We start from the raw sequence: 23,362 nt of genomic DNA on the forward strand, positions 1-23,362 counted from the left end.
AACTTAGGTTTAAACGGCTCCATTCATCCCAAACAAAAAAGCCGATACCTATACCGCCTGTCAGCATTTCCACCGCGACGATGACTAACCAAGCAATCCCTAAACTAATTCGCAAACCTGTAAAAATATATGGCAGACTTGCAGGCAAAATAATTTTGATAATCCTTCGCCACTGGGGCATTTCTAGCACCCGTGCGACATCTAAATAATCTTTGGGAACGCTAGAAACTCCAAGGGCAGTATTGATAATTGTCGGCCACAAGGAGGTAATAAAAATTACAAAAATCGCTGAAGGGTCTGCTAAGTTGAAGATGGCAAGGGCGATGGGTAACCAAGCCAAGGGCGAAACAGGTTTAAAAATCTGAATAATCGGATTGAGAGCTAGCATTGCCGGTTTGGACATGCCAATCAAAAATCCCACAGGTATTGCCACTACCGCACCTAATAGAAAACCCAGCAATACCCGTCGCAGACTTGCTATTAACAACCAACCAATTCCTAAGTTACCGGGGCCTCGTTGGTAAAACGGGTTTAAGATGTAATCAAGATTCGCAACTAGCGCTTCTGGCGGTGTGGGCATTAATTCATGGTTGGCAAGTGCAACCACCCACCACAGCACTATAATTCCCAAAAAGCCAAGGATAGGCAAGAAGACGACATCCTTGGTAATCACAGGTTTTGTTTTTTTCCAAGCCGCTTGACTAGCGATCGCTGCGATCGCTACTAAATTTAATTGAAATACCATTGCCACCTCAACAGAACTAAGTGCAGGTACAAAAAACCTGAGCAGTACCAGCCTCGGACACTGATGAGATCAGCACATTCTAAAAATGTCGTCTCTTCAGTCTCCTCTCAATGCCTACGAAGTTAGCTGACGGGCTAGGGCTGAGAGATGCCCCTCTCGAACAGTTATTAGTTATCAGTTATGTCTTCGTAACTTCTAACTTGCTGCGAGATACGCCCCATAATTTGGTTCCTCCGCTCCAGCGTTACGCACTGTGATGCGCCGGATTAGGCTGACTTACTCTGAACATATACTTTAAGGAAATCTAACAAATAAATTATTTTGCTTCAAGTTGTTGACCGATCAATGTTGATAGTCTGTAACCAAAAATTACAATAGGCTATTTTGTTTGCAAGTTCCAAAAATTATATGTTCCCTGTCTATACCATAGCATTGTTGGTCGGTAAATACATCTGTCTTATGATAAATGTTGTTTATTTAAATACCAAGTCCAAGCGCTGCTCGTTAATTTTCTGTAATAAATAAAATTTATACTTGATGTGCTTTTATCAGTTCAATTCTTGCACTGCAAGCTCAACAGCATTTTTAAATCAAGCTCTAATGCTGTTAATTATATGACTTTTATGTAAATTTTGGTAATATATTATACATAGTAAATTAACTTCACGGTTAAAAAAGCCAGCAAATAAGCTGAGCAGTGGTAACATAACATCTCCAATCTATTTCTTTTGGTAGGTGAAGCTTATGAATTTTTTTGGTATGAAGACCCGGCAATCGCTAAACTAATTGCATATGGCGTTTACTCATCTATCTGTTAGCAGAATTTAACATCATGGATTTTAGTCAGGTACTTGCTGAAAAAACTGATACCATCTTGTATAAATGGGTGATAGCAGTTCGCAAAGATAGGCGGATTGAAAGTGCTGATGACCTATCTTACACAGCGATACGAAATCATATCCCTGATGTATTGAAAGCGATGGTAACGGTGCTTTCCAAATCTGAGGATAGTGATGTTAAATCCATAGTGATTGCTAGTTTACAGCATGGAGTGCTGCGGGCTGAACAAGGCTTTGATCCAGCAGAAATTGCCAGAGAATATCATTTGTTGCGAACGATAATATTTGAGGTTATAGAAACAGATTTATTGCAGAGAACACCTTTAAGTATCATTCGTTCTATGCGTTTGATTGATGCTGTAATTGATGAAGCGATCGCTCGGTGTTTTAACAGTTATGTTGATGAGCGGTTGCGAGAATTACAATATCTGTATACATCACTAACAGTGCATAATGAGGAACTCACTCGCTTAGTGAGCGCGAATCAAGAGTATCTTTCACAACTAGCTCATGATTTGAAACATCCTTTAACTTCTATTATTGGTTATTCAGATTTGTTTTTACGCCAACAACGACAGAGAACTGAGGTAAAAGACGCTAATATCAATCTAGAACATATTGAGCGCGTGCTACGCAATGGTAGACAGTTACTACGAATAATTAATGATGTACTGGAAATTTCTCGTTTTGATGCTGGACAAATCAAACTTCAACTCGCACCGACGAATGTACGCGTATTAATCAACAATGTGTGCGAAATGTTAGAACCTTCGGCTATAACTAAAAAATTACAAATCATTGTAAATTGCGATCGCGCTCCGGAAGAAGTATTCACAGATGGCTTGCAATTACAACAAATTGTCACAAATCTTATTAGTAATGCCATTCGCTACACTGAGTCGGGAACTATTACTATAGTGTGTCAGATGTTGGACAATGATAAAGCAGCGATCGCTCCCATGTTGTCCACAAGTGATTTTCTCAAAGAAAATCTTTTTTCTCTCAATGGAGAAAATCTGGCAATAGTTCCAGATAAGGCATTAGGTAACAGTAAGTATTTTGCGATCGTAATTTCTGACACTGGAATTGGCATTGCACCAGAAGACCAAACGCGGATATTTGAACCTTACTTTCGTGCTAATTCTAGCGATCAACCACCTCTTCCAGATAGCACAGGATTAGGATTAGCAATAGTTTACCGCTTGGTGAAACTATTGCAAGGGCAAATTAACTTAATTTCTCAAGTGGGGGTTGGTTCCACTTTCATTGTCACCTTACCTTTGCAATTGGAAATAAGCTAATTTGCTGTCAGTTGTTAGTTGTTAGTTGTTAGTTGTCAGTGGTCAGTTTTCATTTGCTACTAATATCATGTCCGCTTGATTAGTTATCAAACACACGCTTACCCTACCCCATAAAAGCTACGCTTTGTTTCCCCTCCCCGTGTACGGGGAGGGGTTAGGGGTGGGGTGCAATGACTTTGGGAATCGTAACTAATTAACCGGACATAATATAACAACTAACCACTGACCACTGACCATTCTATAACAAACCTTGTTTTTTCAACTTAGCTAACGCATCTTCTGCCGCTGCTTTTTCAGCATCTTTTTTGTTGCGTCCCTTACCTTCTCCGTAATTTTTTTCGTTGACAAATACTCTAGCTATGAACTCTGGCGCGTGAGACAAACCGCCTACTTGTTCTGTGACATATTTGGGGGGATTTGTTGTCACATTGCGTTGCACCCATTCCTGAAAACGATTTTTTGAGTCTACCTTAGAACGAGACACAACCATTTGTTCAGGTACAGAATCAAACAACGGTTCTATCATTGCGCGAACTGCTTCAATATTTGCATCGTTATCTAAATAATAAGCACCAACCACTGCTTCAAAAGTACTGCTAAGTAAATTAGGATTTTGGAAGCCGCCGTCTAGAATTGCTCCTTTTCCTAAGCGCATTCTGAAATCTAAACCTACTTCAATAGCAAATTTTGCCAGTTGCTTTTCATCTACTAACGCAGAACGGCGACGAGTTAATTCATCTTCTCCTCTTTCTGGGTGAAGACGATAGAGATACTCACCACTTAAGAAATTCAGCAAAGCATCACCGAGAAATTCTAAGCGTTCATTGTGTTCACCCTCTCCGGGGTTCTCATGAACATAAGAACGGTGAGTAAGCGCACGGCGCAAAAGTTTTTCATCACGGAATATCAACAATTTGTGTATATCTGCCAACTTCTCTCTAATGCGGGCTTCTTCAACTTGCTGAGGAGAAAGCATTTCTAGGACTTCTTGCTTTTGTTTTTCTACAATATCTGCCTCTGATGCTGAAATAGCTTTGAGAAGTCGAACAATGCTATCAAGTGCGCGATAAGTGTCATCAGTAGAGAAGCGCTTTTCATGGGCCCATTTGTGGCGAAAGTCGAGGATTTCACTTGCTAGACGACGTTTAGGGTAATCCAATTTTTTTCTAAATACTTGATCCCACTGCCTTGTCATTACTTTTAGCAAGGCAGAAATATCTTCACGCAAAACATCTTCTACGTTACGGTTGAGGTTTGGTTCATCTGATAGACATGATTTAGCAGTTTTCAGCCAGTCCTCTTTATAAATTGCCTGCATTTCTCTTTGAAAATATGGGTATAAACCTTGACAAAGTATCTCTAGAGATATGCGAACTCTTTCGTGATTGCTAATAGCCATTGTAGTGTTTTGAATTAGTTGATTATGAATTGATGATTATTTATCACTTATTTTGAGCGATCGCACTATACAAAATTCCTAAAATCTTCTTAACATCCTTAATATAATATTCACTCAAATCAATGGAAACTACATTGGCTTCAAGCTTCATAAATTGCCAGATAGTACCGATAGTAACAGCACCATATATAGCCTTGATTTGATTTCCACTCCTCTCATTAAACAACTGAGCGGCTACCATTTCGGCAATACATTGTGCTAAACCAGACCTCAAATTTTCATTTTTACTTTCCACCAAAACAATTACCGGGCTACGTACAAACAACTGTTCAGAAGAAAGACTTAAAATAAAATCACAAAAGCCATTTAATCCTCGTTGGCTATCAACAGTAAAATCAACTCCAGAAAACAAACTTATTTGATAATCAAACTTACGTCGAACTTCTAATAAAATAGGGCTAATTATCATCTCACTACGAGCCTTTTCTGAACTAATAGCCACTGCCAAATCAACATTTTCTCTAAGAATAGTAGATAACAAATCACTACATTCTTGTTCCTGTACACTTGCAAACAGTCCCGATGACTCGTGAATAACTAAACCAAAAGAATCAATAATTTCTAGGAGCTTAAAATCGCTATAAGCCATAATGAGTCTGATTTACAGTCAAACTTATTGATCGTCACTCTTAAACCCTATTGGTGAATGTGAATCGTCATAGTAAAGTTTAATAATTAACTTTGGGTGGAAATACCTTATTTAAATCGAGAGATAAATCAGGAAAGCGAGGCAATGATATAACTTGATTGGGCAAAAAAATCCGTTTATTTATATATCCATATTTATCTTGTTTATCCTGATAAGGTTCGCTGTAACATTCCAAATGATTATCAAATAAATGAAATATCCAATAATCAGAAATACCTGCTTTGGCATAAAGAGGTATTTTGACATTTCGGTCATAATCTAAAGAAGAATCAGATACTTCAATGACCAGCAACACATCACTAGGTTGAGGATGACCAGCAAAATAATCATCAGCACGGTTTTTAACAATAGCAAAATCTGGTTCAGGTTCGCTGTTAGGGGGTAAAGTAATCGGGGCTTGAGATTGCAGAGTCGCCCTGTCTCCTACAATTTTTGGTAGTTCCTTCCACAATTTTCGTAAACAAGTTTCATGGGCTGTACCTTTTGATACCATTTCAATTATTTCTCCATTAATTAATTGAAGATGATCATCTTCATGGAAAAAGCCTAATTCTATGAGTTTGTGGTATTCCGCTATTGTGAAGCGTTTAGCCTGAATAATACTCATAATCTTGCTCCTGAAAGAAAACGTAACGCCCTGACTCTTACAACACTTATTGTGATTTACCTACACTGTACCTTCATGTCAGTGTGGGCTTCCTACCCAACAGATAGCGCAGCAGTAGATTTATTGCGTCCTCTAAAGCCCCTTCTATAATTTTTCCCCTTTCAACCCAGTACCCAGTCCCTAATCACCAGTCCCTTTGACGCTAAATGTGCCAAAAATTGATATGCTAAAGACCGAGACTAACCATTTTGTAAACAATGCCTGCGCCCACTTTCAACCCCACGATCGCCTCCTTTCCCTTAACAGCCGTAGTCGGTCAAGAAGCAATTAAATTAGCCTTGCTGTTAGCAGCGGTCGATCCAGGTTTGGGAGGAGTAGCGATCGCCGGTCGTCGCGGTACGGCAAAATCTGTAATGGCTCGTGCTATCCACGCCCTTATACCACCCATCGAAGTGGTCAAAGGCTCCATTTGCAACTGCGACCCAAGCCACCCAGAAGACTGGGATGATCTACTTGCAGCAGAATACGCAGATAAGAATATTCAAGATGTCCCCACTGCAATCATCCCCGCGCCTTTTGTGCAAATTCCTTTGGGTGTGACAGAAGACCGACTTCTAGGTTCTGTAGATGTGGAACAGTCGGTGAAGCAAGGAGACACCATTTTTCAGCCTGGGTTACTCGCCACAGCTAACCGCGGCGTGCTGTATGTCGATGAAATTAATTTACTAGACGACCAAATCTCAAATCAACTGTTAACAGTATTATCTGAAGGACGCAACCAAATTGAGCGGGAGGGAATTAGTTTTCAGCATCCCTGTAAACCCCTATTTATTGCCACTTATAACCCAGAAGAAGGAGCATTACGAGAGCATTTACTAGATAGAATTGCCATCGCCCTTTCCGCTGACGGTGTACTCGGCTTAGATCAAAGAGTAGCAGCAGTAGAGAGTGCGATCGCTTTCTCCAAGTCTCCCCAGGAGTTCCTACAGCAATACAACGAAGACTTAGACGCCCTGAAAACTCAAATTATCTTGGCACGGGAATGGCTCAAAGAAGTCACCATCACCCACGACCAAATTGCCTACCTAGTAAACGAAGCAATTCGCGGCGGCGTTCAAGGACACCGCGCGGAGTTATTCGCCGTGCGGGTTGCGAAGGCGGCTGCGGCTTTGGAAGGACGAACAACAGTCAACGCCGAAGATTTGCGCCGTGCAGTGGAATTGGTAATTGTACCACGAGCCACCATCGTCCAGACACCCCCACCCGACCAACCGCCGCCACCGCCGCCACCACCGCCACCCCAAAATCAAGAAGAACCGCCAGACGAGTCAGAACAGGAAGAACAAGAAGAACAAGAAGAAAATCAACAGCAAGAACCACCAAGTATTCCAGAAGAATTTATCTTTGACCCAGAAGGGGTAATCCTTGATGACAGTGTGCTTTATTTTGCTCAGATGGCAAAACGGCAAGGTAAATCTGGCAGCCGCAGCATCATCTTTTCCGAAGACCGGGGGCGCTATATTAAGCCGATGTTGCCCAAAGGGAAAGTGCGCCGCATAGCCGTAGATGCCACATTAAGGTCTGCCGCTCCGTATCAAAAAGCACGGCGGGAGAGACAACCAAATAGAAAAGTGATTGTTGAGCAAGGTGACATTCGCTCGAAGCGTCTAGTACGCAAAGCCGGAGCCTTGGTAGTATTTGTGGTAGATGCTTCTGGTTCCATGGCTTTAAACCGGATGCAGTCGGCTAAAGGTGCCGTCATGCAACTTTTAACCGAAGCATATCAAAATCGTGACCAAGTAGCTTTGATTCCCTTCCGGGGAGAACAAGCAGAGGTATTATTACCGCCAACACGTTCCATTGCCTTAGCACGTAACCGTTTGGAAAGATTGCCCTGTGGAGGAGGTTCGCCGCTAGCACATGGTTTAACCCAAGCTGTGCGCGTCGGCTTAAATGCCCAAATGAGTGGAGATATTGGGCAAGTTGTGATTGTAGCGATAACCGATGGGCGGGGTAATATTCCCTTAGCGCGTTCTTTGGGTGAACAACTAGAACCAGGAGAAAAACCAGATATCAAAGCGGAATTGTTAGAAATTGCTGCCAGAATTCGAGGCTTGGGAATGCAACTATTAGTAATTGACACAGAAAGTAAATTTGTGTCTACCGGCTTTGCTAAAGAATTATCGCAAACAGCGGCAGGCAAGTATTATCATTTACCAAAAGCGACCGATCAAGCAATTGCTGCCATGACCAGAGGTGCGATCGCTGATTTAAAATCTCGGTAGTTAAGTAGGTAGGCACGAAAAAAGTTAACTAGTGAGGATCGTCAGTTGTCAGTTGTCAGTTGTCAGTAGTAAGGGTTTCAGGCATTTTACGTTTCGTAACATAGTCATGTTTATTTTCACTTACTTACTTAGTCAATAGTCATTTGTCAAAAGTCAGTTGCTTTGTCACTGACGACTGACCACTGACTACTGACTATGACCCACTTGGCACCACCTGTGGTTGCAAATAACCCATCAAATCTTGAATTCCCTTTTGCAAATATCGAGTTACTGTCATGGGACTAGTACCAATATTTTTAGCAGCATCCTTGCGAGAAAGTTCCTTTAAAAATACCATTTCAACTGCCATGCGGGGCTTTTCTTCTAACATACTAATTGCCCCTTGGAGTTGTTGCCGTTCTTCTTCTTGAATTTGCAAAGCAGTAGAACGAGGACAGGGAAGTGCTTCACCTAAAGTTATTTGGCAATCAACATAATGAACTGCGGTAGCATCTAAACTCAAAGGCATACGATTTTGAGCTGCTAACTTAGTTTCTTGCCATTCTTGCAGAGATACATTCAGGATGTTGGCAATTTCCGCATCCTTGGGAGTGCGACCCAAAGTCATTGCTAATTCTTTGCGAATTCTTTGTCCTTCGTTGTACAGTTCTTGCCAACGACGGGGGATTTTTAATAGAGTACTGCGATCGCGTAAAAAATGCAGCATCTCACCGCGAATATATGGCACAGCAAAGGAACTAAAAGCATATCCTTGGCTGGGATCGAAGCGTTCAATCGCCCTAATTAAACCAAAATAACCGATTTGTTCTAAATCTTCATAAGGTTCATTACATTGATGGCTGAATTTATGAGCCATCTTCCGCACTAATCCAGTATGTAACTGTACAAGTTTATTACGAAGTTTAATAGAGGGATTTTGGTGGTATAAATGCAATAACTCTATACCATCTGCTCGCACAGAGGACTCACTTGTTGCCATATCAATTCCTTTGTTGTAACTCCTTTTCCTGAAAGAATGGAGTTGCGTATATTGCTTTCAAAGCTGTCATTATTTTCCTTAGTTGCAGATGATTAAGCTATGGTTATTTCACTGAACTTACGCGAGTACCTATTTTGGCGTTCAGTATTTACACGCATGATTTCGCTTACTTAACTGTTGCGAGTTATTTTAATTTTCTCTACCACAATTTAGCGCAGTATAATGTTGATTTTTTGCAACAAAAGCTAGCTATTTATGCTGAAAAATGCATAAGTTTCTTAACAGTCATTTGCCATACTGAGTGCAACGGAGATTGATACTGTATTAATACCTAAAGAAGCTGAACAATCTGATTTTTGGCATTGCTGAATCAAGGGATGATTTAGCAAATTATAAAACCTCTCCCCCTGCCTCCTCTGCCTCAAGAGCCTCCCCTGCCTGCCTAAATTCATCCCCCTGTTCTGCAACGCCTCATTTTTAAGTTGAGTATTGAGGGATATTTCCAGACAATCAAAGAGGTAATAGCGGGGTTCTGGCTTTTTACGTGCATTCTTTCGCTAGTTGACATCCCTGGCAGCTAGTCACAAATATTGGTAAAAATGGGAATAAACACGATGTTCACTTGAAAAAACTTCAATATGAGCAATACCAGCAACTTTCGTGAAGCTATCCGTGAGGCAAGGACTCAAGCCCTTGTCGGCCCAAACGTAATTGCCAATGCCCTCCCCTACGTTGGTGGCGGTCTTGTACTGACCGCATTGGGAACCTACGGCGGTCTGGGAGTTATCCGTACTAACCCCAGTCTGTTCTTCCCCACCTTCATTGGTGCAGTGATTTTAGAGTTCATTTTGTTCTTTGTTGCCCAAAATGTAGCTGAAAAAGGTAACAAAGGCGTTGCACTGCCTCTACTGGCAACCTACAGCCTCTTGTCTGGATATACCATCAGTGGCTTGGTGTTTGTCGCCTTAAGAACCCAAGGTGTTGGCATTCAAGGTATTGGTTTGGCTGCCCTCGGTTGTGGCATCACATTTATTTTCGCCCGTCAAATTGGTTCAAATCTCTCTGAACAAGACGGGATGGCTTTGACTAAAACCATCAATATTGGGGTCATAGCCTTATTGGTGGTCTGCCTGACTCAATTTGTGTTTGCCATGTTTGGCGTTTACACACCAAATTGGTTAGAAATCGCCATCTCCGGCTTGGGGGTATTTTTGTTCGTTGGCGTATCTGTGGTTGATTTCTACATTTTGCCCCGCACTTACCACAATGACCAATACCTACCCGCGGCTTTGTCGATGTATCTTACCTACATCAACTTGTTCGTCTTTATCTTGCGGTTGCTAATTGCCATTAATGGCCGTGACTAAGCACCTAATAAACAGAAAAATTTAACAAACCGTCAACCGTGGTTAACTTTCAGCAACCACGGTTTTTTAATTTTCATGGAACATACAAGAACTTTTGTAATACAATATGTAGTAATTGATTAGTATTAAAGCAAGAAAACTATGCCCGAACTATCAAGTATCAAAATTGAAGTAGAAAGGTTATCAAATATCCTGGTTAAAGCTGAAGACTGTCTTTGACCTGGGAGAATTAAATGCAAAAATTCAAGACTTAGAACAGATAATTGCTCAACCTACTTTTTGGCACAATTCTGTTACTGCTCATCAGACACTTCAAGAAATTCAATTTCTCAACGCCAAAAAGAAACAATATCAGCGATCGCACTCTATTTTAGCAGATATCAACGCCGCCCTGGAACTTTTGGAAGTAACCGCTGATGAACAATTGCTGCAAGAAGCGCAAGCGAACCTGACTCAACTCCAGCGAGAACTTGAAACACTAGAAATACAACAGTTACTCACTCAACCCTGCGACCAAAAAGGCGCATTCCTCACCATTACTGCTGGAATTGGTGATGTGGATGCTGAAGATTGGGCATTTATATTGTTGAAGCTGTACCATCGTTGGGCATTAAATCACAATTACCGACCAGATGTAGTAGCAGAGTCTGACGGAGATATTGCAGGGATTAAGTATGCTGTTCTGGAAATTACAGGACATTATGCTTATGGTTGTCTCAAATCAGAAATCGGAACCCATCAACTACAACGGCTTTCACCCTTTGGTGCTGACAAAAACTTAAAAACGAGTTTAGCCAGTGTCGAAGTCAGCCCAATATTAGATGAATCCTGTGATTTTGACATCTCACAAAAGGATTTAGAAATTACCTTGGCGCGGGCTAAAGGAAATGTCAACCGCACAAAAACATGGGCGCAGGTTGTTCATCTTCCCACTGGCATAACTGTATTTTGTGACAGCGATCGCAGTCAAATGGAAAACAAAGCCAAAGCCTTAGCTATTCTTAAGAGTAAGCTGTGGGCGTTAATGCAAGCCCAAGGTGTTAACCAAATCTCTGCAATTCAACCCCGACAGATGAAATCTTTATCCAACAAGCTCATCCGTGAATATATCTTGCACCCCAACACAAAAGTCAAGGATCTGCGTACTCTAGTGCAAACAACAGCTGTGGCGGAGGTTTTGGACGGCGGTATCGACTTGTTTATCAAAGCGTATCTGCAACAGGAACATCAAACCACTGTGCCCAGTCAATAGCCCAGAGTCCACTAAATATCTTCATATCGTTCGATAATTGAAGATAGTTAAAGACAATTCTTGTAACTTATACAAATAGTGCAAGAGAATTTGCCCAACAACAGCTAAAATCAAGAAGACATATAGAATCAAGAGCAATCAATCTTTCATCCTCAGCGCTCTATTTAGCAAGCACTATGGAAGTCTTAGAACTCAAACGCGAAATCGAAACATTGTCCGGTCGTCTGGGTAAAGCCCAGGACTATCTTTGACATACCTGCACTCACCGCCAAAATTCAAGACCTGGAACAAATAGCAGCACAACCAGAATTTTGGGAAAACCAAACTCAAGCCCAACAAACGCTTTCACAACTCAACGACCTCAAAGCCCATCTCGAACAGTATCATCAGTGGCGAGCCAACTTAGAAGATACTAAGGCAGTTGTTGAGCTATTGGAGTTAGAAACTGACGAAGCACTACTGCAAGAAGCGGAATCTACTGTCACCAAGCTCAACCGCGACCTCGACCAGTGGGAGTTACAACAGTTACTTTCCGGCCCCTACGACGCTGAAGGGGCAGTACTAACGATTAACGCTGGTGCTGGTGGCACAGATGCTCAAGACTGGGCATTTATGCTACTGCGGATGTACACCCGTTGGGCAGAAGCCCACGGCTATAAGGTAACTTTAGCTGAAGAGTCCGAGGGTGATGAAGCGGGAATTAAATCAGCAACTCTAGAAATTACTGGTCGCTATGCCTATGGTTACTTGCGGTCAGAAACAGGCACCCATCGTTTAGTGAGGATTTCACCTTTTAATGCCAATGGCAAGCGACAAACTAGTTTTGCTGGGGTGGAAGTAATGCCGCAGTTAGATAACTCTGTGCAACTGGATATTCCAGAGAAGGATTTGGAAATTACCACATCCAGGGCTGGCGGTAAAGGTGGGCAGAATGTCAACAAAGTAGAAACAGCAGTACGAATTGTTCACATTCCCACCGGTATTGCCGTGCGGTGTACAGAAGAGCGATCGCAGCTGCAAAACAAAGAAAAAGCCCTCGCCCGTCTCAAGGCTAAGTTATTAGTCATTGCCCGTGAGCAAAAAGCACAAGAAATCGCTCAAATTCGCGGCGATATGGTCGAGGCTTCCTGGGGCAACCAAATCCGCAACTACGTATTTCACCCTTACCAAATGGTAAAAGATTTGCGTACAGATGCAGAAACAACTGCGATCGCTGATGTCATGAATGGCGACCTCGATTCGTTCATCCAAGCCTATTTACGGCAGGAAAACCAACTAGTAGAAAGCACTCCCGCTTAATGGGAGATGGGGAGATGAGGGAGATGAGGGAGATGAGGGAGATGAGGGAGAATAACTAGTACCAATTCCCAATTCCCAATGCCCAATTCCCCATTCCCAATTCCCAATAAACGTAAACAACCTGTTACATTGATATATAAAAGAGTTTGTAATCAAATCATTATGAGCAACTCTCCGTCAACTGAACCCAAACCAAGCTACGTAAAACTTGCCATGCGAAACATGGTGCGTAAGGGTGGCACTTCCATCAAACATTTTGGTCTGACTGCCATAGGGCTTTTAGCTGTTCTGGTGGGTCTTGCTTACCTGACTCGCTGATGACATAAAAACCGAATCGGCTAGGAGAGTTTGTAATTGGTGCAAGTTGAACTGGATGTACAAGATTTATTTTACGAGTCGTTCCCAAGCTCAAATTTCAGCACAAATTTCAGCACAAATTTAAATTCTGGGGACACTGATGTCCGAGTTGCTGCTGCAACTTGGGAAAACTGGTTTAGTCGCTGGTTGGAAGTTTTACAGCCTCATTTGCCACCAGCACCAGGTTATGAAATCGGGCTGCGTTTGACAGATGACACCGAAATCCAATCGCTAAATGCCCAATATCGACATCAAGATAAACCAACAGATGTTTTAGCCTTTGCTGCCTTAGAAGTAGACTTTCCTCAAAGTCCGGAAATGTCTGCTGACCCTTTGTATCTAGGTGATATCGTTATTTCGGTCAATACTGCACAACGTCAAGCCCAACAGCAGGGACATAATTTGCCAACCGAGTTAGCTTGGCTAGCTACTCACGGAATACTACATCTGTTGGGCTGGGATCATCCAGATGAGGAAAGTTTAATAGAAATGCTCAAACAGCAAGTGATCTTACTGGAGACGACAGGTATTGCCATAGACATAGAATATGAAATGTCCTAATGGCTGTAAGTGTTTATAATACTTCTGTAGAAATTACTTGAATGTTGATTGGAGCATTCAAAGAGCGCGAAGATTTCCTCTCTACTTAACTCTATTATTATTTTTAAGCTTATGTCCCAAAAAGTTTCCCCTTCACCAACGCCCAATCAGATACCAACACTGATGAATCAGGAACGGGAACTCTCTTGGAAAGTTGCCTCTAATTTATTTGTTAGCTTTAAATATGCTTGGGCTGGAATCAGCTATAGTTTTCAAACTCAACGTAACTTTCGTATCCATGTAAGTGTTTGTGCTTTAGCGATCGCTTTAAGCATTTTTTTACATCTGCAAGCAGTGGAAATCGCCATTATTGGTATAACTAGTGGATTAGTATTGGCACTAGAGTTATTGAATACAGCGATCGAATCACTCGTTGATTTAACAGTAAAGCAGACATACCATGATTTAGCAAAAATTGCCAAAGACTGTGCTGCTGGTGCTGTGCTTGTCTCTGCTTTGGTAGCGGTGCTGGTTGCTAGTACACTATTGCTACCGCCGTTGGTAGCTTTAATTAGGTCAAATTTCTAGGTTTGGTTGAAATCAGGAATTAGGAATTAGTAGGGGCGCAAAGCATTGCGCCCCTATATTAGTTAATATTTATAGCCGTAGCCAGATGTGTTAGGACAAAATTGATTGCTCAAAGCCTTAGACCAACTAAGTTTTCACTCAGCACTCAGCACTCAGCACTTTGCTATATATCAATTTTCTATATAGAAACCAGGAGTCATAGGTTGTGATTATAGTTATCGATAACTACGACAGCTTTACATATAATTTGGTGCAGTACTTGGGAGAACTAGCAACAGAGTTCCCCGTAGCAGCGGATATCAGGGTTTTTCGTAACGACAAAATATCCATAGACGAAATTCAGCAATTAAACCCTGATGTTGTAGTGATTTCTCCTGGGCCTGGTCGCCCAGAAGATGCTGGAATATCCCTAGATTTGATTAAACAGCTAGGAGCTAACTTGCCAATTTTGGGTGTATGTTTGGGACATCAAAGCATTGGTCAAGTGTTTGGTGGTAAAATCGTCTCTGCTCCAGAGTTAATGCATGGTAAAACTTCTCAAGTGTCTCACACTGGTGTAGGTGTTTTTCAGGGATTAGAAAATCCCATGATCGCTACTAGGTATCATAGTCTGGTGATCGATCGCGAAACTTGCCCCGAAGTGTTAGAAATTACCGCTTGGGTTGAAGATGGTACAATTATGGGAGTGCGACACCGGAACTATCCTCACATTCAAGGCGTCCAATTTCACCCAGAGAGTGTTCTCACATCTTCAGGAAAGCAGTTACTGCGAAACTTTCTGGAACAATTACAGCAAAGAGAGTAACTAATGAAACGACGACAATTGATGGGCTATGCTGGGGCGGGGTTAGCTACAGCTTTGGTTACTACGTTAGCTTCCGAATTTCAGGCTGACGCACAATCTAGCGGTTTATCAGTTCGGTGGTTGGGTCATACTTGCTTTCTATTTACTGGTGGCGGAGTAAAAATTCTCGTTAATCCATTTCGGGCGATCGGCTGTACTGCTGGTTATCGACCACCAAAAGTTGCAGCAGATTTAGTACTGATTAGCAGTCAATTGCTAGATGAAGGTGCAGTAGATCAACTACCAGGGAATCCAAAGCTAGTATATACACCAGGAGTTTACGAGTTCCAAGGTATAAAATTTCAGGGTACTGCCATAGACCACGATCGCAAAGGTGGTAAGCAGTTCGGCACAAATACTGCTTGGAGTTGGAAGCAAGGGGGAATTAATATAGTGCATTTGGGAGGCGCAGCCGCACCAATTTCCATTGAGCAAAAAATCCTTTTGGGGCGTCCTGATTTGGCATTTATCCCCGTAGGAGGCAGTGCCAAAGCTTACAATGCTCAAGAAGCCAAACAGGCAGCTGAGGTATTAAATCCGAAACTGATAATTCCCACTCACTACCGTACACAGGCTGCTGATGCTGCTAAGTGCGATATTTCACCACTGGATGATTTTTTGACCTTGATGCAGGGTATAACAGTGAGGCGCAGTAATAGTGACACTATTACTATTACTTCTGAGAAACTACCAGAAAATAGCGTCATTCAGGTTTTTAGTTACAAATTATAACACGATGCAATCGTTGTAAGTAAAGAATCCCCCAACTTAAAGCTGGGGGATTATCAATATGATTAGTTTTCGCCTAACTAGCTATGCAACTAGTCTCATAGCAATTTGAAAAAAGAAAGAAAACCCAGATGAAATGTGAGTAGAGACGATTCGCCGAATCGTCTCTACAATTACGAATTACCCTCCGGGTGGGGTGACGCTCCTGCGTCGCTAACGCTGCGCTAACGGCAGTCCCCCAGACGCTCGAAGACTCGCTAAAGCTGCGCTAACGACGGGAACCGCCAAGACGGGGGATGCCTTACGAATTAGTAATTCGTATTAAGCGGTATACCACTCTGGGCCAAGTTTATTTTCCTCGGCTACGGGAGTTTCAGTGGCTCTTGTTCCATCCATCGTCCAGATTGTATCTGCACCGGTTGTCTGGTCGCGCCAGTAGATGTCGGTCTTGCCATCGCCGTTGTAATCACCAAGGGATGGTGTCAAAGACGCGCTGTTGCTTGGTAGGAAAGCTTCGCTAGTGACTTTTGTGCCATCCATCAACCAAGCGGTGTTTTCACCAGTTGTATTATTGTGCCAGAAGACATCGGTTTTACCATCACCGTTGAAATCGCCAATTTTAGATGTCCAGTTGGAGTCAAGTGTATTTAAAGCACCCTCAGTTACAAAGATGCCATTCATCTGCCAAATCTTGTTCTCTCCTGTTTGAGTGTTTCTCCACAGAATATCAGTGGCAAAGTCGCCGTTGAAATCACCAACGGTATAAGTCCAGCCTGCATCCTGTGATTGGAGAGAATATTTAGTTGCTTGTGTGCCATCCATGAACCAAACGTTGTTTTCACCGGTTGTCTGGTCACGCCAGAAGATGTCGGTCTTGCCATTGCCATCGAAATCAACAAGAGTAGGCGTCAAGGATGTGCTTGTAGTTTCTAGAACAGTAGCGCTGGTGACAGTGGTGCCGTCAACCTGCCAAAGAGCATTTTCGCCAGTTGTCGCATTATGCCAGAAGATATCAGTTTTGCGATCGCCGTTGAAATCCCCAATGCTAGAAGTCCAGCCTACGTCAACTCTGTCCAGAGGAGCAAAACCAGAAACTCTGGTTCCATCCATTAGCGCAATATCGTTTTCACCTGTATTCTTATTACGCAATAGGAAGTCAGTCTTGCCATCACCGTTAAAATCGGCAATGTTGTAAGTCCAGGCGGATACATCATATGTACCCAGAGAAGCCTGTTCGAGAATGTTTGCGCCATCCATCAACCGAACTACAATTTCACCGGTTTGAGCATTGACCCAGACTTTATCTGTTTTGCCATCGCCGTTGAAATCAGGAGTAACCGCTGCACTAGTTATATAAGGATTGGGATTGGGGTTTGCACTTGCTGATAAAGAAGATTGTGTTTGTACAGTTTGTGTCAAATCTGAAGAACTGCTACGTCCTAGTGAAGAAAAATCTGATTGTTGTAAATCACTAGCATAATTTGCTATAGCTTGTGATTTTTCTAAAGATATATCAAATGCACTAGCTTGCGATGAATTTTGATTGGCAGGCATGATTTGTTTTTATGACTGGTTGTCATAAAAGTTTTAACCTTTGTGTTGAATATCTTTCTGTCAACAAATAACATTTTCTCAGGCTTTATTGTTTTTTTATGAACATTCTTTTTTGATAAAAATCCTTATTTAACAACATTTATCTGCTTTGTGTTGAATGATTCTTTTTAAATTTCTCAGCACTATATAATCAGCCAAAAAATATTTTTATCAAGATATGTATATAAAATTAATATGTTTATCTAAACTTGAGTACATAGTCAGGATTTTTTGATAAAAACAGAATTAATACTTTTGATATTTAAATGTTGTATTCCCAAGTGATAGTTGTATCATGAGGAATGATATAAAACTCTGACAATGAATTAGGAGATAAGTAGTTATCATCAACTGAGTACACCAGAACGAATAAAAATACTTTTTCTGTTTGTGTCTTAGTGTCTTTTGTGGTTATTTGATTTTTTACCACAAAGGCACAAAGTGTTTTAAAGTGTAATATATGCAATCTGTAGTTAGCAAACGTTAAGATATCACCATAAATTGAAATATAAACTAGCTATGCAAGCAGAATATCGGCAGCGTCGCGAACAGTTAATGGCAAAAATTGGTAATGGCACTGGAATTTTTCGCAGTGCGCCAATGGCAGTGATGCACAACGATGTCGAATACGCTTATCGTCAAGACAGTGATTTTTTCTATCTGACTGGCTTTAACGAACCCGAAGCGGTGGCTGTATTGGCGCCACATCATGCAGAACATCGGTTTGTGCTGTTTGTCCAACCCAAAGATAGAGAAAAAGAAGTTTGGACTGGTTATCGCTGTGGGGTAGATGCAGCCAAAGAAATTTATGGTGCAGATGAAGCTTACCCCATCACGGAACTGGATGAAAAGTTGCCGCAATATCTAGAAAAAGCCGATCGCATTTATTATCACTTAGGACGCGATCGCAGTTTTAATGACAAAATTTTGGGGCATTACCAAAGTTTACTGCGGACTTATCCCAAACGCGGTACAGGGCCAATTGCCATTGAAGACACTGGGCCAATCCTCCACAGCATGAGACTAATTAAAAGTGAAGCTGAGTTGTCACTAATGCGTCAAGCTGCCGCGATCGCTATTGAAGCACACAATCATGCAATGGAGTTCGCTGCACCCGGACGTTATGAGTATGAAATCCAGGCGGAGATAGAACACATCTTTCGCTTGCGGGGTGGCATGGGGCCGGCTTATCCTTCAATTGTGGCTTCCGGTGTCAACGCTTGTGTACTGCACTACATCGAGAATGTACGGCAGATACAGGATAAAGACTTGCTGTTAATCGATGCTGGTTGTGCTTATGGTTATTACAACTCTGATATTACCCGCACATTTCCCGTAGGGGGTAAGTTTACGCCAGAACAAAAGGCATTGTATGAGATTGTTTTATCAGCACAAAAACAAGCGATCGCGCAAGTACAGCCAGGTAATACCTTCAAGTCAGTTCACGACACCGCAGTCCGTGTACTTACGGAAGGCTTAGTTGAACTTGGTATCCTCAAAGGCGAAATTGACAAGTTAATTGAGGAAGAAAAATACAAACCATATTACATGCACCGCACCAGTCATTGGTTAGGTTTGGATGTCCATGATGTGGGTGTTTACCAACATGGTGAGGACAAACCGCAGATTTTGCAACCTGGTCAAATTCTCACAGTGGAACCAGGAATTTACATTGTCCCAGATACGAAACTAGCAGAAGACCAGCCAGAAACAGATCGTCGCTGGGTTGGCATTGGCATTCGCATCGAAGATGATGTATTAGTTACACCTAATGGACATGAGGTTTTAACTGCTGGCGTTCCCAAAGAAGTAGATGAAGTAGAAAGATGAAAAAATGAGAATGGTAAATAAGCTGTTCCACTTGTATTGACAGATGACTGATGACTGATGACAGATAATAGTTATCAGTCATCGGTCATCAGTTAACGGTCTTGTATTAATAGATGACTGAATAACTGTCATCTGTCATCGGTCATCAGTTATCAATTTTTTAGATGTGCTTTAGTTGACATTGCCAAAATATTTAAGAACACCCTTCAACATATTCAACTTCTGGCAATTTACCCGACCGAAACTGAGTGACACGCTTGCCATCAGTCTCAAATACTAAGCGATAATTCTGGTCAGCGCGGTCTTTGGGAATGAATGTTAAATAGTGTCCACCTTGCACATATTTATGAGGAGTGACTCGAATTTGTTCTGGGTAAAGTGATTTGATTCGAGCTTCGCTATCTCCTATTTTTGCACCTTTAAGAGTAGTAATTTTGCTATTTATCCACAATCTACTCTAAATACACAACTTTCCGTCACTATAAAGGCAAACTCCTTCGGTTCTCTCCTAATTATACTTTTATGAGAGTTATAAAAGAGTATTAAGGATAATGAAAATTTATTAGCTGTTTATTTGCTAATTTAACCACTGCTAGTATCATTTTAAATGACTGATCAATCATATATTACGTAAAAACAGAGGACATGAACATGCTTCAGAAAACGAGAAAAATAATCAGCGTAATACTTCTAGCTATTACATTAGCTATTGGCTTTAGCGCACCCTCGTATGCCGCAGATACCTTATGTGCTACTGTAACAAGCGAAGCCCAACCACAATCAGGTCAAAAAAATCGCTCAAGTGGAAACTTTTCAACACAAGGCTGTGGCCCTAGACTTAAATGGACTTCTCCTCCTCTCATTGTGTATAGAGTTATGAGAGACGTGTCTGGTGGTACAGACCCAGTAATTCTCGGCGCTGTAACTAACGGTTTAGTAACTAATGCAATAAACGAAAGAAGCTTATATATTGCAAATCCACAGAACGCAAAACAGAGCTTTCAAGTTACTGTGTATAGCACTGATGACCCAACCAATAACTAATTGCTAATGCTCAGCTATTTCATTAGTAGAAAATGAAACTTTATATCAACCTAGTCTAACAGTGCTAGGTTGTTTTTTGTCTATTGTTTGAAGGGACGACAAGGGAGGTAAAGAGCTTGTTATAAAAGTGACATACCTTTCAAACCCTGCCGATGAAACTTCTAGTTATTACCAATATAACTCATGATGGTCTCAACCCATAGTTGATACTTATGAAAAGCAGCCATCTAAAATTTATATAGACAATTAAGGAATTAAAAAATCTAAATGCTCTCCAGATATAAGTTGTAACTCCTGTGAAGAACCTTGAAGTTTTAAATATCCTTTATCTAGTAACACAATAAAATCAGCGCGTAGAATAACTCTAGGACGATGACTAATGATAATTGTAGTTTTGCCTTGTCGATAATGTAAAAGTTTATCTAATACCTGTGATTCTAATACAGGATCTAATGCACTGGTAGATTCATCTAAAATTAGTATTGGCGGATCTGTAACAATTGCTCTAGCTAAAGCTAATCTCTGTTTTTGCCCACCTGACATATTAACACCAAATTCTCCTAATACAGTTTGATAGTTATCTGGTAATTCTTTAATAAATTCATCTGCACCTGCAATTTGACAGGCTCTAACTATTTGTTCAAATGTAGCATGAGGATAGCTGAAGCGGAAGTTATCTAAAATTGAACGACTCCAAAATTGGGGTTCTTGTGGTACTAATATTACTTGCTGTCGTCGGCATTCTAAACATAAATCTTTTTGATGATAAATTCCAAAACTGATATTACCAGATTCTAGGATATATAGCCCTGCGATGAGCTTTGCTAAAGTGCTTTTACCACAGCCAGATTTACCAATTAATGCTGTAACTTTTCCTCCGGGAATAGTTAAAGAAAAGTCTTTTAATAAGTCTGCTCTACCTATATGATGAAAGTTAATGTTAGTACATATGATATCAGCATTATCAGGAATTACTGCCCAAGGTTTACCTTGTTCACTGTGGTCTTCAGGAGTACTGTCAATTACTTCCGTAATACGCTGTGTTGCAGTTTGGACTCTTGCGAATTCATCTACAAAACCTATTACGGTTGAAATCAAACCATTAAAATTAGCATTCATAGCATTAAAGGCTAGCAATTGACCAATGGTTAACTCTTGACTAATCACTAGACTACTGCCAAACCACAGTATAGCCAGATTACTAAAACCTGAAATTAAACCAGAAAATACATTATTGATAATTCCAATGCGGATAGTACTAAAACTCAGATTGGCAAGACTACCAAAACGACTTTGAATTTCTTCCCAAGCTTGAGGAGCAGCATTTGTACTTTTTAGTGTAACTATACCTTTAAAAGTTTCGACTAACATTGCTTGATTTTCAGCTTGGGTGACAATTAAATCACGAATTTTATTTTGTAACCTAGGTAGAAAGGCAATTGTAGATAGAGACATCAACAATGCCATTAACACTGCAAGTCCTAATAATTTAGGACTATAAAGCAGCATAAAAGCTAGTGATATACCTGCGATAAAAATCTGGCTAGGAAGAGTAATTACAACTTGCGAAACCATCTGGTTAATTTGTTCAATATCCCGCAATCGACTGACAACTTCACCACTGCGGTGGACTTCGTAGTATGTCAGAGGAAGACGCAAAATTTGTCTACCAAATTCTAAAGTTAGCCCTAATTCTAAACGTTGAGCAAAGTGGGTAATTAAATTAGACTGTACTAGTTTCAAGGAACTACTAAAGAGGTTCATTGCAACTATGCCAATTCCTACCGTAGTTAAAAGTTGCAAATCTTTTCTCACTAATACGTCATCGGTAAGAATTTGAATGAGGAAGGGAGTAGCTAGGGAAAGAATTCCCATCACGAGGTTAAGCAAAAATGCTTCTGTTAGAATGTGGCGATAAGGTAATATTCGCGTTAAAAAGCGACCAAAGCCTTTAATATTATCTGATTTTTGCTGATAAAAGCGGATTTCATCTGGAGCTAGCAATAGCATAATGTAATTTGCCCAACTAGTTGCTAACTCTTCACGACTGATATAGCGAATACCAACACTAGGATCGGCAATTACATATTTTTGACCTTTTTGTCCGTATAAAACTACCCAATGATAGCCTTTCCAATGAATAATCGCAGGCAAAGGTGCTTCATGAAGTTTATCAATTAGTTGTGGTGTAGCTCTGACTTGACGAGCATTAAATCCCAGGTTTTCTGCACCACGTCTTAAACCTACAAGGGTTGTACCTTGTACTCCTGTACCTACAGCTTCTCGAACGCGAGCGATCGCAAAATTTCGTCCATAATATTTAGCAATGCTGGCAATACACGCTGCACCGCAATCTTCCTCACTGTGTTGCAAAACAATCTGATATCTCATTCTTTTTGGATAACCGGATTTTACCTATATAAAGAAAGTTAACTGAACCAGTAAGAATATAAGTATGATGTAAAAATTGATTATATACTTGACATTTTTATACAAAAGCCAATATTAAGAAAAGTTTCATTTCTCAAATTTTCTGCCATTAAATGCTGAATTTCTGTATAAATTCGCTTGTGTTCAATAGTTTTTTAATCACTTGGGATTGACTTATTCTACAAGTTATTTTAATTCTCAATTAAATCTTGTTTAAGATAAAATAAACACTTGTAATTTCAAAATCTATGTAATAGTATTGAGAGCAGTATAAATTTACAATTCCTTTCCCAAGGAGGTATTTATGTCAGAGGCTAAACCAGAAAATTTAAATTCACAAGCAGTTCCATTCTTCGCTCGATTTTTAGAAGGGCAAAACTTTGAAGACCTCTCTGATCAAGAATCAGAAGCAGTCAGCGGTGGATGTACAGTTCAAACTAAGAAATATCCTTCTGATAATGAAGAGTTTGTTACTCTGAAGTATCCTTCAGATGGTGAAGATGGTGGTGGCGGTTTTTATGAAACTCTGAAGTATCCTTCAGACGGGGAAGAAGCATAATGCTTTATCCTATAGAATAAATACCTAGTTTTGAGTACATCAAAGTTGCAGCTTTGAAAAATATTT

Annotated in this window: 21 protein-coding genes, 1 pseudogene and 1 riboswitch; of the genes and pseudogenes, 13 read left to right on the forward strand and 9 right to left on the reverse strand. The window is 40.9% G+C overall.

What is annotated here, in order from left to right; all coding sequences use genetic code 11:
* On the reverse strand, window positions 1-745 hold a 745-nt coding region (gene ntrB, locus I8748_RS31365), incomplete at its 3' end, for a nitrate ABC transporter permease (RefSeq protein ID WP_198128389.1).
* Window positions 746-841: 96 nt separating this feature from the next.
* Window positions 842-1,028, reverse strand: a riboswitch (cyclic di-AMP (ydaO/yuaA leader).
* Window positions 1,029-1,577: 549 nt separating this feature from the next.
* Between ntrB and I8748_RS31370 the strand changes: the two genes are divergently transcribed.
* Window positions 1,578-2,885: a sensor histidine kinase gene (locus tag I8748_RS31370; protein ID WP_198128390.1), complete on the forward strand. Its 1,308-nt coding sequence runs from the start codon at window positions 1,578-1,580 to the stop codon at window positions 2,883-2,885.
* A 238-nt stretch (window positions 2,886-3,123) separates the two neighbouring features.
* On the opposite strand, the gene rnc is transcribed toward I8748_RS31370, so the two are convergent.
* From rnc to I8748_RS31385, 4 genes and pseudogenes are all read right to left on the reverse strand, one after another.
* Complete coding sequence (rnc, locus tag I8748_RS35490) at window positions 3,124-3,807, reverse strand: ribonuclease III (RefSeq protein WP_318781306.1); 684 nt, start codon at window positions 3,805-3,807, stop codon at window positions 3,124-3,126.
* Window positions 3,808-3,921: 114 nt separating this feature from the next.
* Window positions 3,922-4,284, reverse strand: a pseudogene (locus tag I8748_RS35495) (Swt1 family HEPN domain-containing protein); the annotation flags it as partial.
* Window positions 4,285-4,327: 43 nt separating this feature from the next.
* Window positions 4,328-4,933 (reverse strand): hypothetical protein, encoded by a 606-nt coding sequence (locus I8748_RS31380; RefSeq protein WP_198128392.1) that lies wholly within the window; start codon window positions 4,931-4,933, stop codon window positions 4,328-4,330.
* Between the two features lie 79 nt (window positions 4,934-5,012).
* Complete coding sequence (locus tag I8748_RS31385; RefSeq protein ID WP_198128393.1) at window positions 5,013-5,600, reverse strand: Uma2 family endonuclease; 588 nt, start codon at window positions 5,598-5,600, stop codon at window positions 5,013-5,015.
* 257 nt (window positions 5,601-5,857) lie between these two features.
* On the opposite strand from I8748_RS31385, the gene bchD reads away from it, so the two are divergent.
* A complete protein-coding gene (gene bchD, locus I8748_RS31390; protein WP_198128394.1) occupies window positions 5,858-7,885 on the forward strand; it encodes a magnesium chelatase ATPase subunit D in 2,028 nt (675 codons plus the stop codon).
* A gap of 193 nt (window positions 7,886-8,078) precedes the next feature.
* Here bchD and I8748_RS31395 read toward each other — a convergent pair whose 3' ends face one another.
* The gene (locus I8748_RS31395) at window positions 8,079-8,864 is read right to left on the reverse strand and encodes an RNA polymerase sigma factor SigF (protein ID WP_096553833.1); all 786 of its coding nucleotides are present in this window, start codon (window positions 8,862-8,864) and stop codon (window positions 8,079-8,081) included.
* Window positions 8,865-9,502: 638 nt separating this feature from the next.
* Between I8748_RS31395 and I8748_RS31400 the strand changes: the two genes are divergently transcribed.
* The 8 genes from I8748_RS31400 to I8748_RS31435 all read left to right on the forward strand — a co-directional run bounded on the left by I8748_RS31400 (window position 9,503) and on the right by I8748_RS31435 (window position 15,843).
* Window positions 9,503-10,231 (forward strand): Bax inhibitor-1/YccA family protein, encoded by a 729-nt coding sequence (locus I8748_RS31400; RefSeq protein ID WP_198128395.1) that lies wholly within the window; start codon window positions 9,503-9,505, stop codon window positions 10,229-10,231.
* A 141-nt stretch (window positions 10,232-10,372) separates the two neighbouring features.
* Window positions 10,373-11,483, forward strand: a protein-coding gene (locus I8748_RS31405; protein WP_198128396.1) for a PCRF domain-containing protein whose coding sequence is annotated in 2 segments (ribosomal slippage) — window positions 10,373-10,447 and window positions 10,449-11,483 — 1,110 coding nt in all. Because the reading frame shifts where the segments join, the coding sequence is not laid out codon by codon here.
* Window positions 11,484-11,659: 176 nt separating this feature from the next.
* Window positions 11,660-12,782, forward strand: a protein-coding gene (prfB, locus tag I8748_RS31410) for a peptide chain release factor 2 (protein WP_198128397.1) whose coding sequence is annotated in 2 segments (ribosomal slippage) — window positions 11,660-11,731 and window positions 11,733-12,782 — 1,122 coding nt in all. Because the reading frame shifts where the segments join, the coding sequence is not laid out codon by codon here.
* A 162-nt stretch (window positions 12,783-12,944) separates the two neighbouring features.
* Window positions 12,945-13,100, forward strand: a complete 156-nt coding sequence (locus I8748_RS31415; RefSeq protein WP_198128398.1) for a DUF3285 domain-containing protein — start codon at window positions 12,945-12,947, stop codon at window positions 13,098-13,100.
* A gap of 39 nt (window positions 13,101-13,139) precedes the next feature.
* On the forward strand, window positions 13,140-13,700 hold the full coding sequence (gene ybeY / locus I8748_RS31420) for an rRNA maturation RNase YbeY (protein WP_198128556.1): 561 nt from the start codon (window positions 13,140-13,142) through the stop codon (window positions 13,698-13,700).
* A gap of 111 nt (window positions 13,701-13,811) precedes the next feature.
* Window positions 13,812-14,267 (forward strand): diacylglycerol kinase family protein, encoded by a 456-nt coding sequence (locus I8748_RS31425; protein ID WP_198128399.1) that lies wholly within the window; start codon window positions 13,812-13,814, stop codon window positions 14,265-14,267.
* Window positions 14,268-14,472: 205 nt separating this feature from the next.
* Window positions 14,473-15,072: an anthranilate synthase component II gene (locus I8748_RS31430; RefSeq protein WP_198128400.1), complete on the forward strand. Its 600-nt coding sequence runs from the start codon at window positions 14,473-14,475 to the stop codon at window positions 15,070-15,072.
* Between the two features lie 3 nt (window positions 15,073-15,075).
* Window positions 15,076-15,843, forward strand: coding sequence for an MBL fold metallo-hydrolase (locus I8748_RS31435; protein WP_198128401.1), 768 nt, complete (start codon window positions 15,076-15,078; stop codon window positions 15,841-15,843).
* A 318-nt stretch (window positions 15,844-16,161) separates the two neighbouring features.
* Here the strand turns inward: I8748_RS31435 and I8748_RS31440 are convergent, their stop codons facing one another.
* Window positions 16,162-17,394, reverse strand: a complete 1,233-nt coding sequence (locus tag I8748_RS31440) for an FG-GAP repeat domain-containing protein (RefSeq protein WP_198128402.1) — start codon at window positions 17,392-17,394, stop codon at window positions 16,162-16,164.
* A gap of 558 nt (window positions 17,395-17,952) precedes the next feature.
* Here I8748_RS31440 and I8748_RS31445 point away from each other — a divergent pair.
* The gene (locus tag I8748_RS31445; protein ID WP_198128557.1) at window positions 17,953-19,263 is read left to right on the forward strand and encodes an aminopeptidase P N-terminal domain-containing protein; all 1,311 of its coding nucleotides are present in this window, start codon (window positions 17,953-17,955) and stop codon (window positions 19,261-19,263) included.
* 193 nt (window positions 19,264-19,456) lie between these two features.
* Here the strand turns inward: I8748_RS31445 and I8748_RS31450 are convergent, their stop codons facing one another.
* On the reverse strand, window positions 19,457-19,714 hold the full coding sequence (locus I8748_RS31450; RefSeq protein ID WP_225896604.1) for a hypothetical protein: 258 nt from the start codon (window positions 19,712-19,714) through the stop codon (window positions 19,457-19,459).
* A 200-nt stretch (window positions 19,715-19,914) separates the two neighbouring features.
* On the opposite strand from I8748_RS31450, the gene I8748_RS31455 reads away from it, so the two are divergent.
* Window positions 19,915-20,307 carry a DeoR family transcriptional regulator gene (locus I8748_RS31455; protein WP_214662836.1) on the forward strand — a complete coding sequence of 131 codons (393 nt, stop codon included), beginning with the start codon at window positions 19,915-19,917 and terminating at the stop codon, window positions 20,305-20,307.
* Between the two features lie 246 nt (window positions 20,308-20,553).
* Here the strand turns inward: I8748_RS31455 and I8748_RS31460 are convergent, their stop codons facing one another.
* Window positions 20,554-22,698: a peptidase domain-containing ABC transporter gene (locus tag I8748_RS31460; RefSeq protein ID WP_198128403.1), complete on the reverse strand. Its 2,145-nt coding sequence runs from the start codon at window positions 22,696-22,698 to the stop codon at window positions 20,554-20,556.
* Window positions 22,699-23,041: 343 nt separating this feature from the next.
* On the opposite strand from I8748_RS31460, the gene I8748_RS31465 reads away from it, so the two are divergent.
* Window positions 23,042-23,296, forward strand: coding sequence for a microviridin/marinostatin family tricyclic proteinase inhibitor (locus I8748_RS31465; RefSeq protein ID WP_198128404.1), 255 nt, complete (start codon window positions 23,042-23,044; stop codon window positions 23,294-23,296).
* Window positions 23,297-23,362 lie beyond the last annotated feature (66 nt).

Origin of the sequence: Amazonocrinis nigriterrae CENA67 (assembly GCF_016056305.1) — a bacterium.
Taxonomy (GTDB): Bacteria; Cyanobacteriota; Cyanobacteriia; order Cyanobacteriales; family Nostocaceae; genus Amazonocrinis; species Amazonocrinis nigriterrae.

What these genes read in the sequence shown, in the direction of transcription:
- I8748_RS31370 (WP_198128390.1), top strand. Translation starts at nt 1,578, where the DNA reads ATGGATTTTAGTCAGGTACTTGCTGAAAAAACTGATACCATCTTGTAT.
- I8748_RS31380 (WP_198128392.1), bottom strand. Translation starts at nt 4,933, where the DNA reads ATGGCTTATAGCGATTTTAAGCTCCTAGAAATTATTGATTCTTTTGGT.
- I8748_RS31385 (WP_198128393.1), bottom strand. Translation starts at nt 5,600, where the DNA reads ATGAGTATTATTCAGGCTAAACGCTTCACAATAGCGGAATACCACAAA.
- bchD (WP_198128394.1), top strand. Translation starts at nt 5,858, where the DNA reads ATGCCTGCGCCCACTTTCAACCCCACGATCGCCTCCTTTCCCTTAACA.
- I8748_RS31395 (WP_096553833.1), bottom strand. Translation starts at nt 8,864, where the DNA reads ATGGCAACAAGTGAGTCCTCTGTGCGAGCAGATGGTATAGAGTTATTG.
- I8748_RS31400 (WP_198128395.1), top strand. Translation starts at nt 9,503, where the DNA reads ATGAGCAATACCAGCAACTTTCGTGAAGCTATCCGTGAGGCAAGGACT.
- I8748_RS31415 (WP_198128398.1), top strand. Translation starts at nt 12,945, where the DNA reads ATGAGCAACTCTCCGTCAACTGAACCCAAACCAAGCTACGTAAAACTT.
- I8748_RS31425 (WP_198128399.1), top strand. Translation starts at nt 13,812, where the DNA reads ATGTCCCAAAAAGTTTCCCCTTCACCAACGCCCAATCAGATACCAACA.
- I8748_RS31435 (WP_198128401.1), top strand. Translation starts at nt 15,076, where the DNA reads ATGAAACGACGACAATTGATGGGCTATGCTGGGGCGGGGTTAGCTACA.
- I8748_RS31440 (WP_198128402.1), bottom strand. Translation starts at nt 17,394, where the DNA reads ATGCCTGCCAATCAAAATTCATCGCAAGCTAGTGCATTTGATATATCT.
- I8748_RS31445 (WP_198128557.1), top strand. Translation starts at nt 17,953, where the DNA reads ATGCAAGCAGAATATCGGCAGCGTCGCGAACAGTTAATGGCAAAAATT.
- I8748_RS31455 (WP_214662836.1), top strand. Translation starts at nt 19,915, where the DNA reads ATGCTTCAGAAAACGAGAAAAATAATCAGCGTAATACTTCTAGCTATT.
- I8748_RS31460 (WP_198128403.1), bottom strand. Translation starts at nt 22,698, where the DNA reads ATGAGATATCAGATTGTTTTGCAACACAGTGAGGAAGATTGCGGTGCA.
- I8748_RS31465 (WP_198128404.1), top strand. Translation starts at nt 23,042, where the DNA reads ATGTCAGAGGCTAAACCAGAAAATTTAAATTCACAAGCAGTTCCATTC.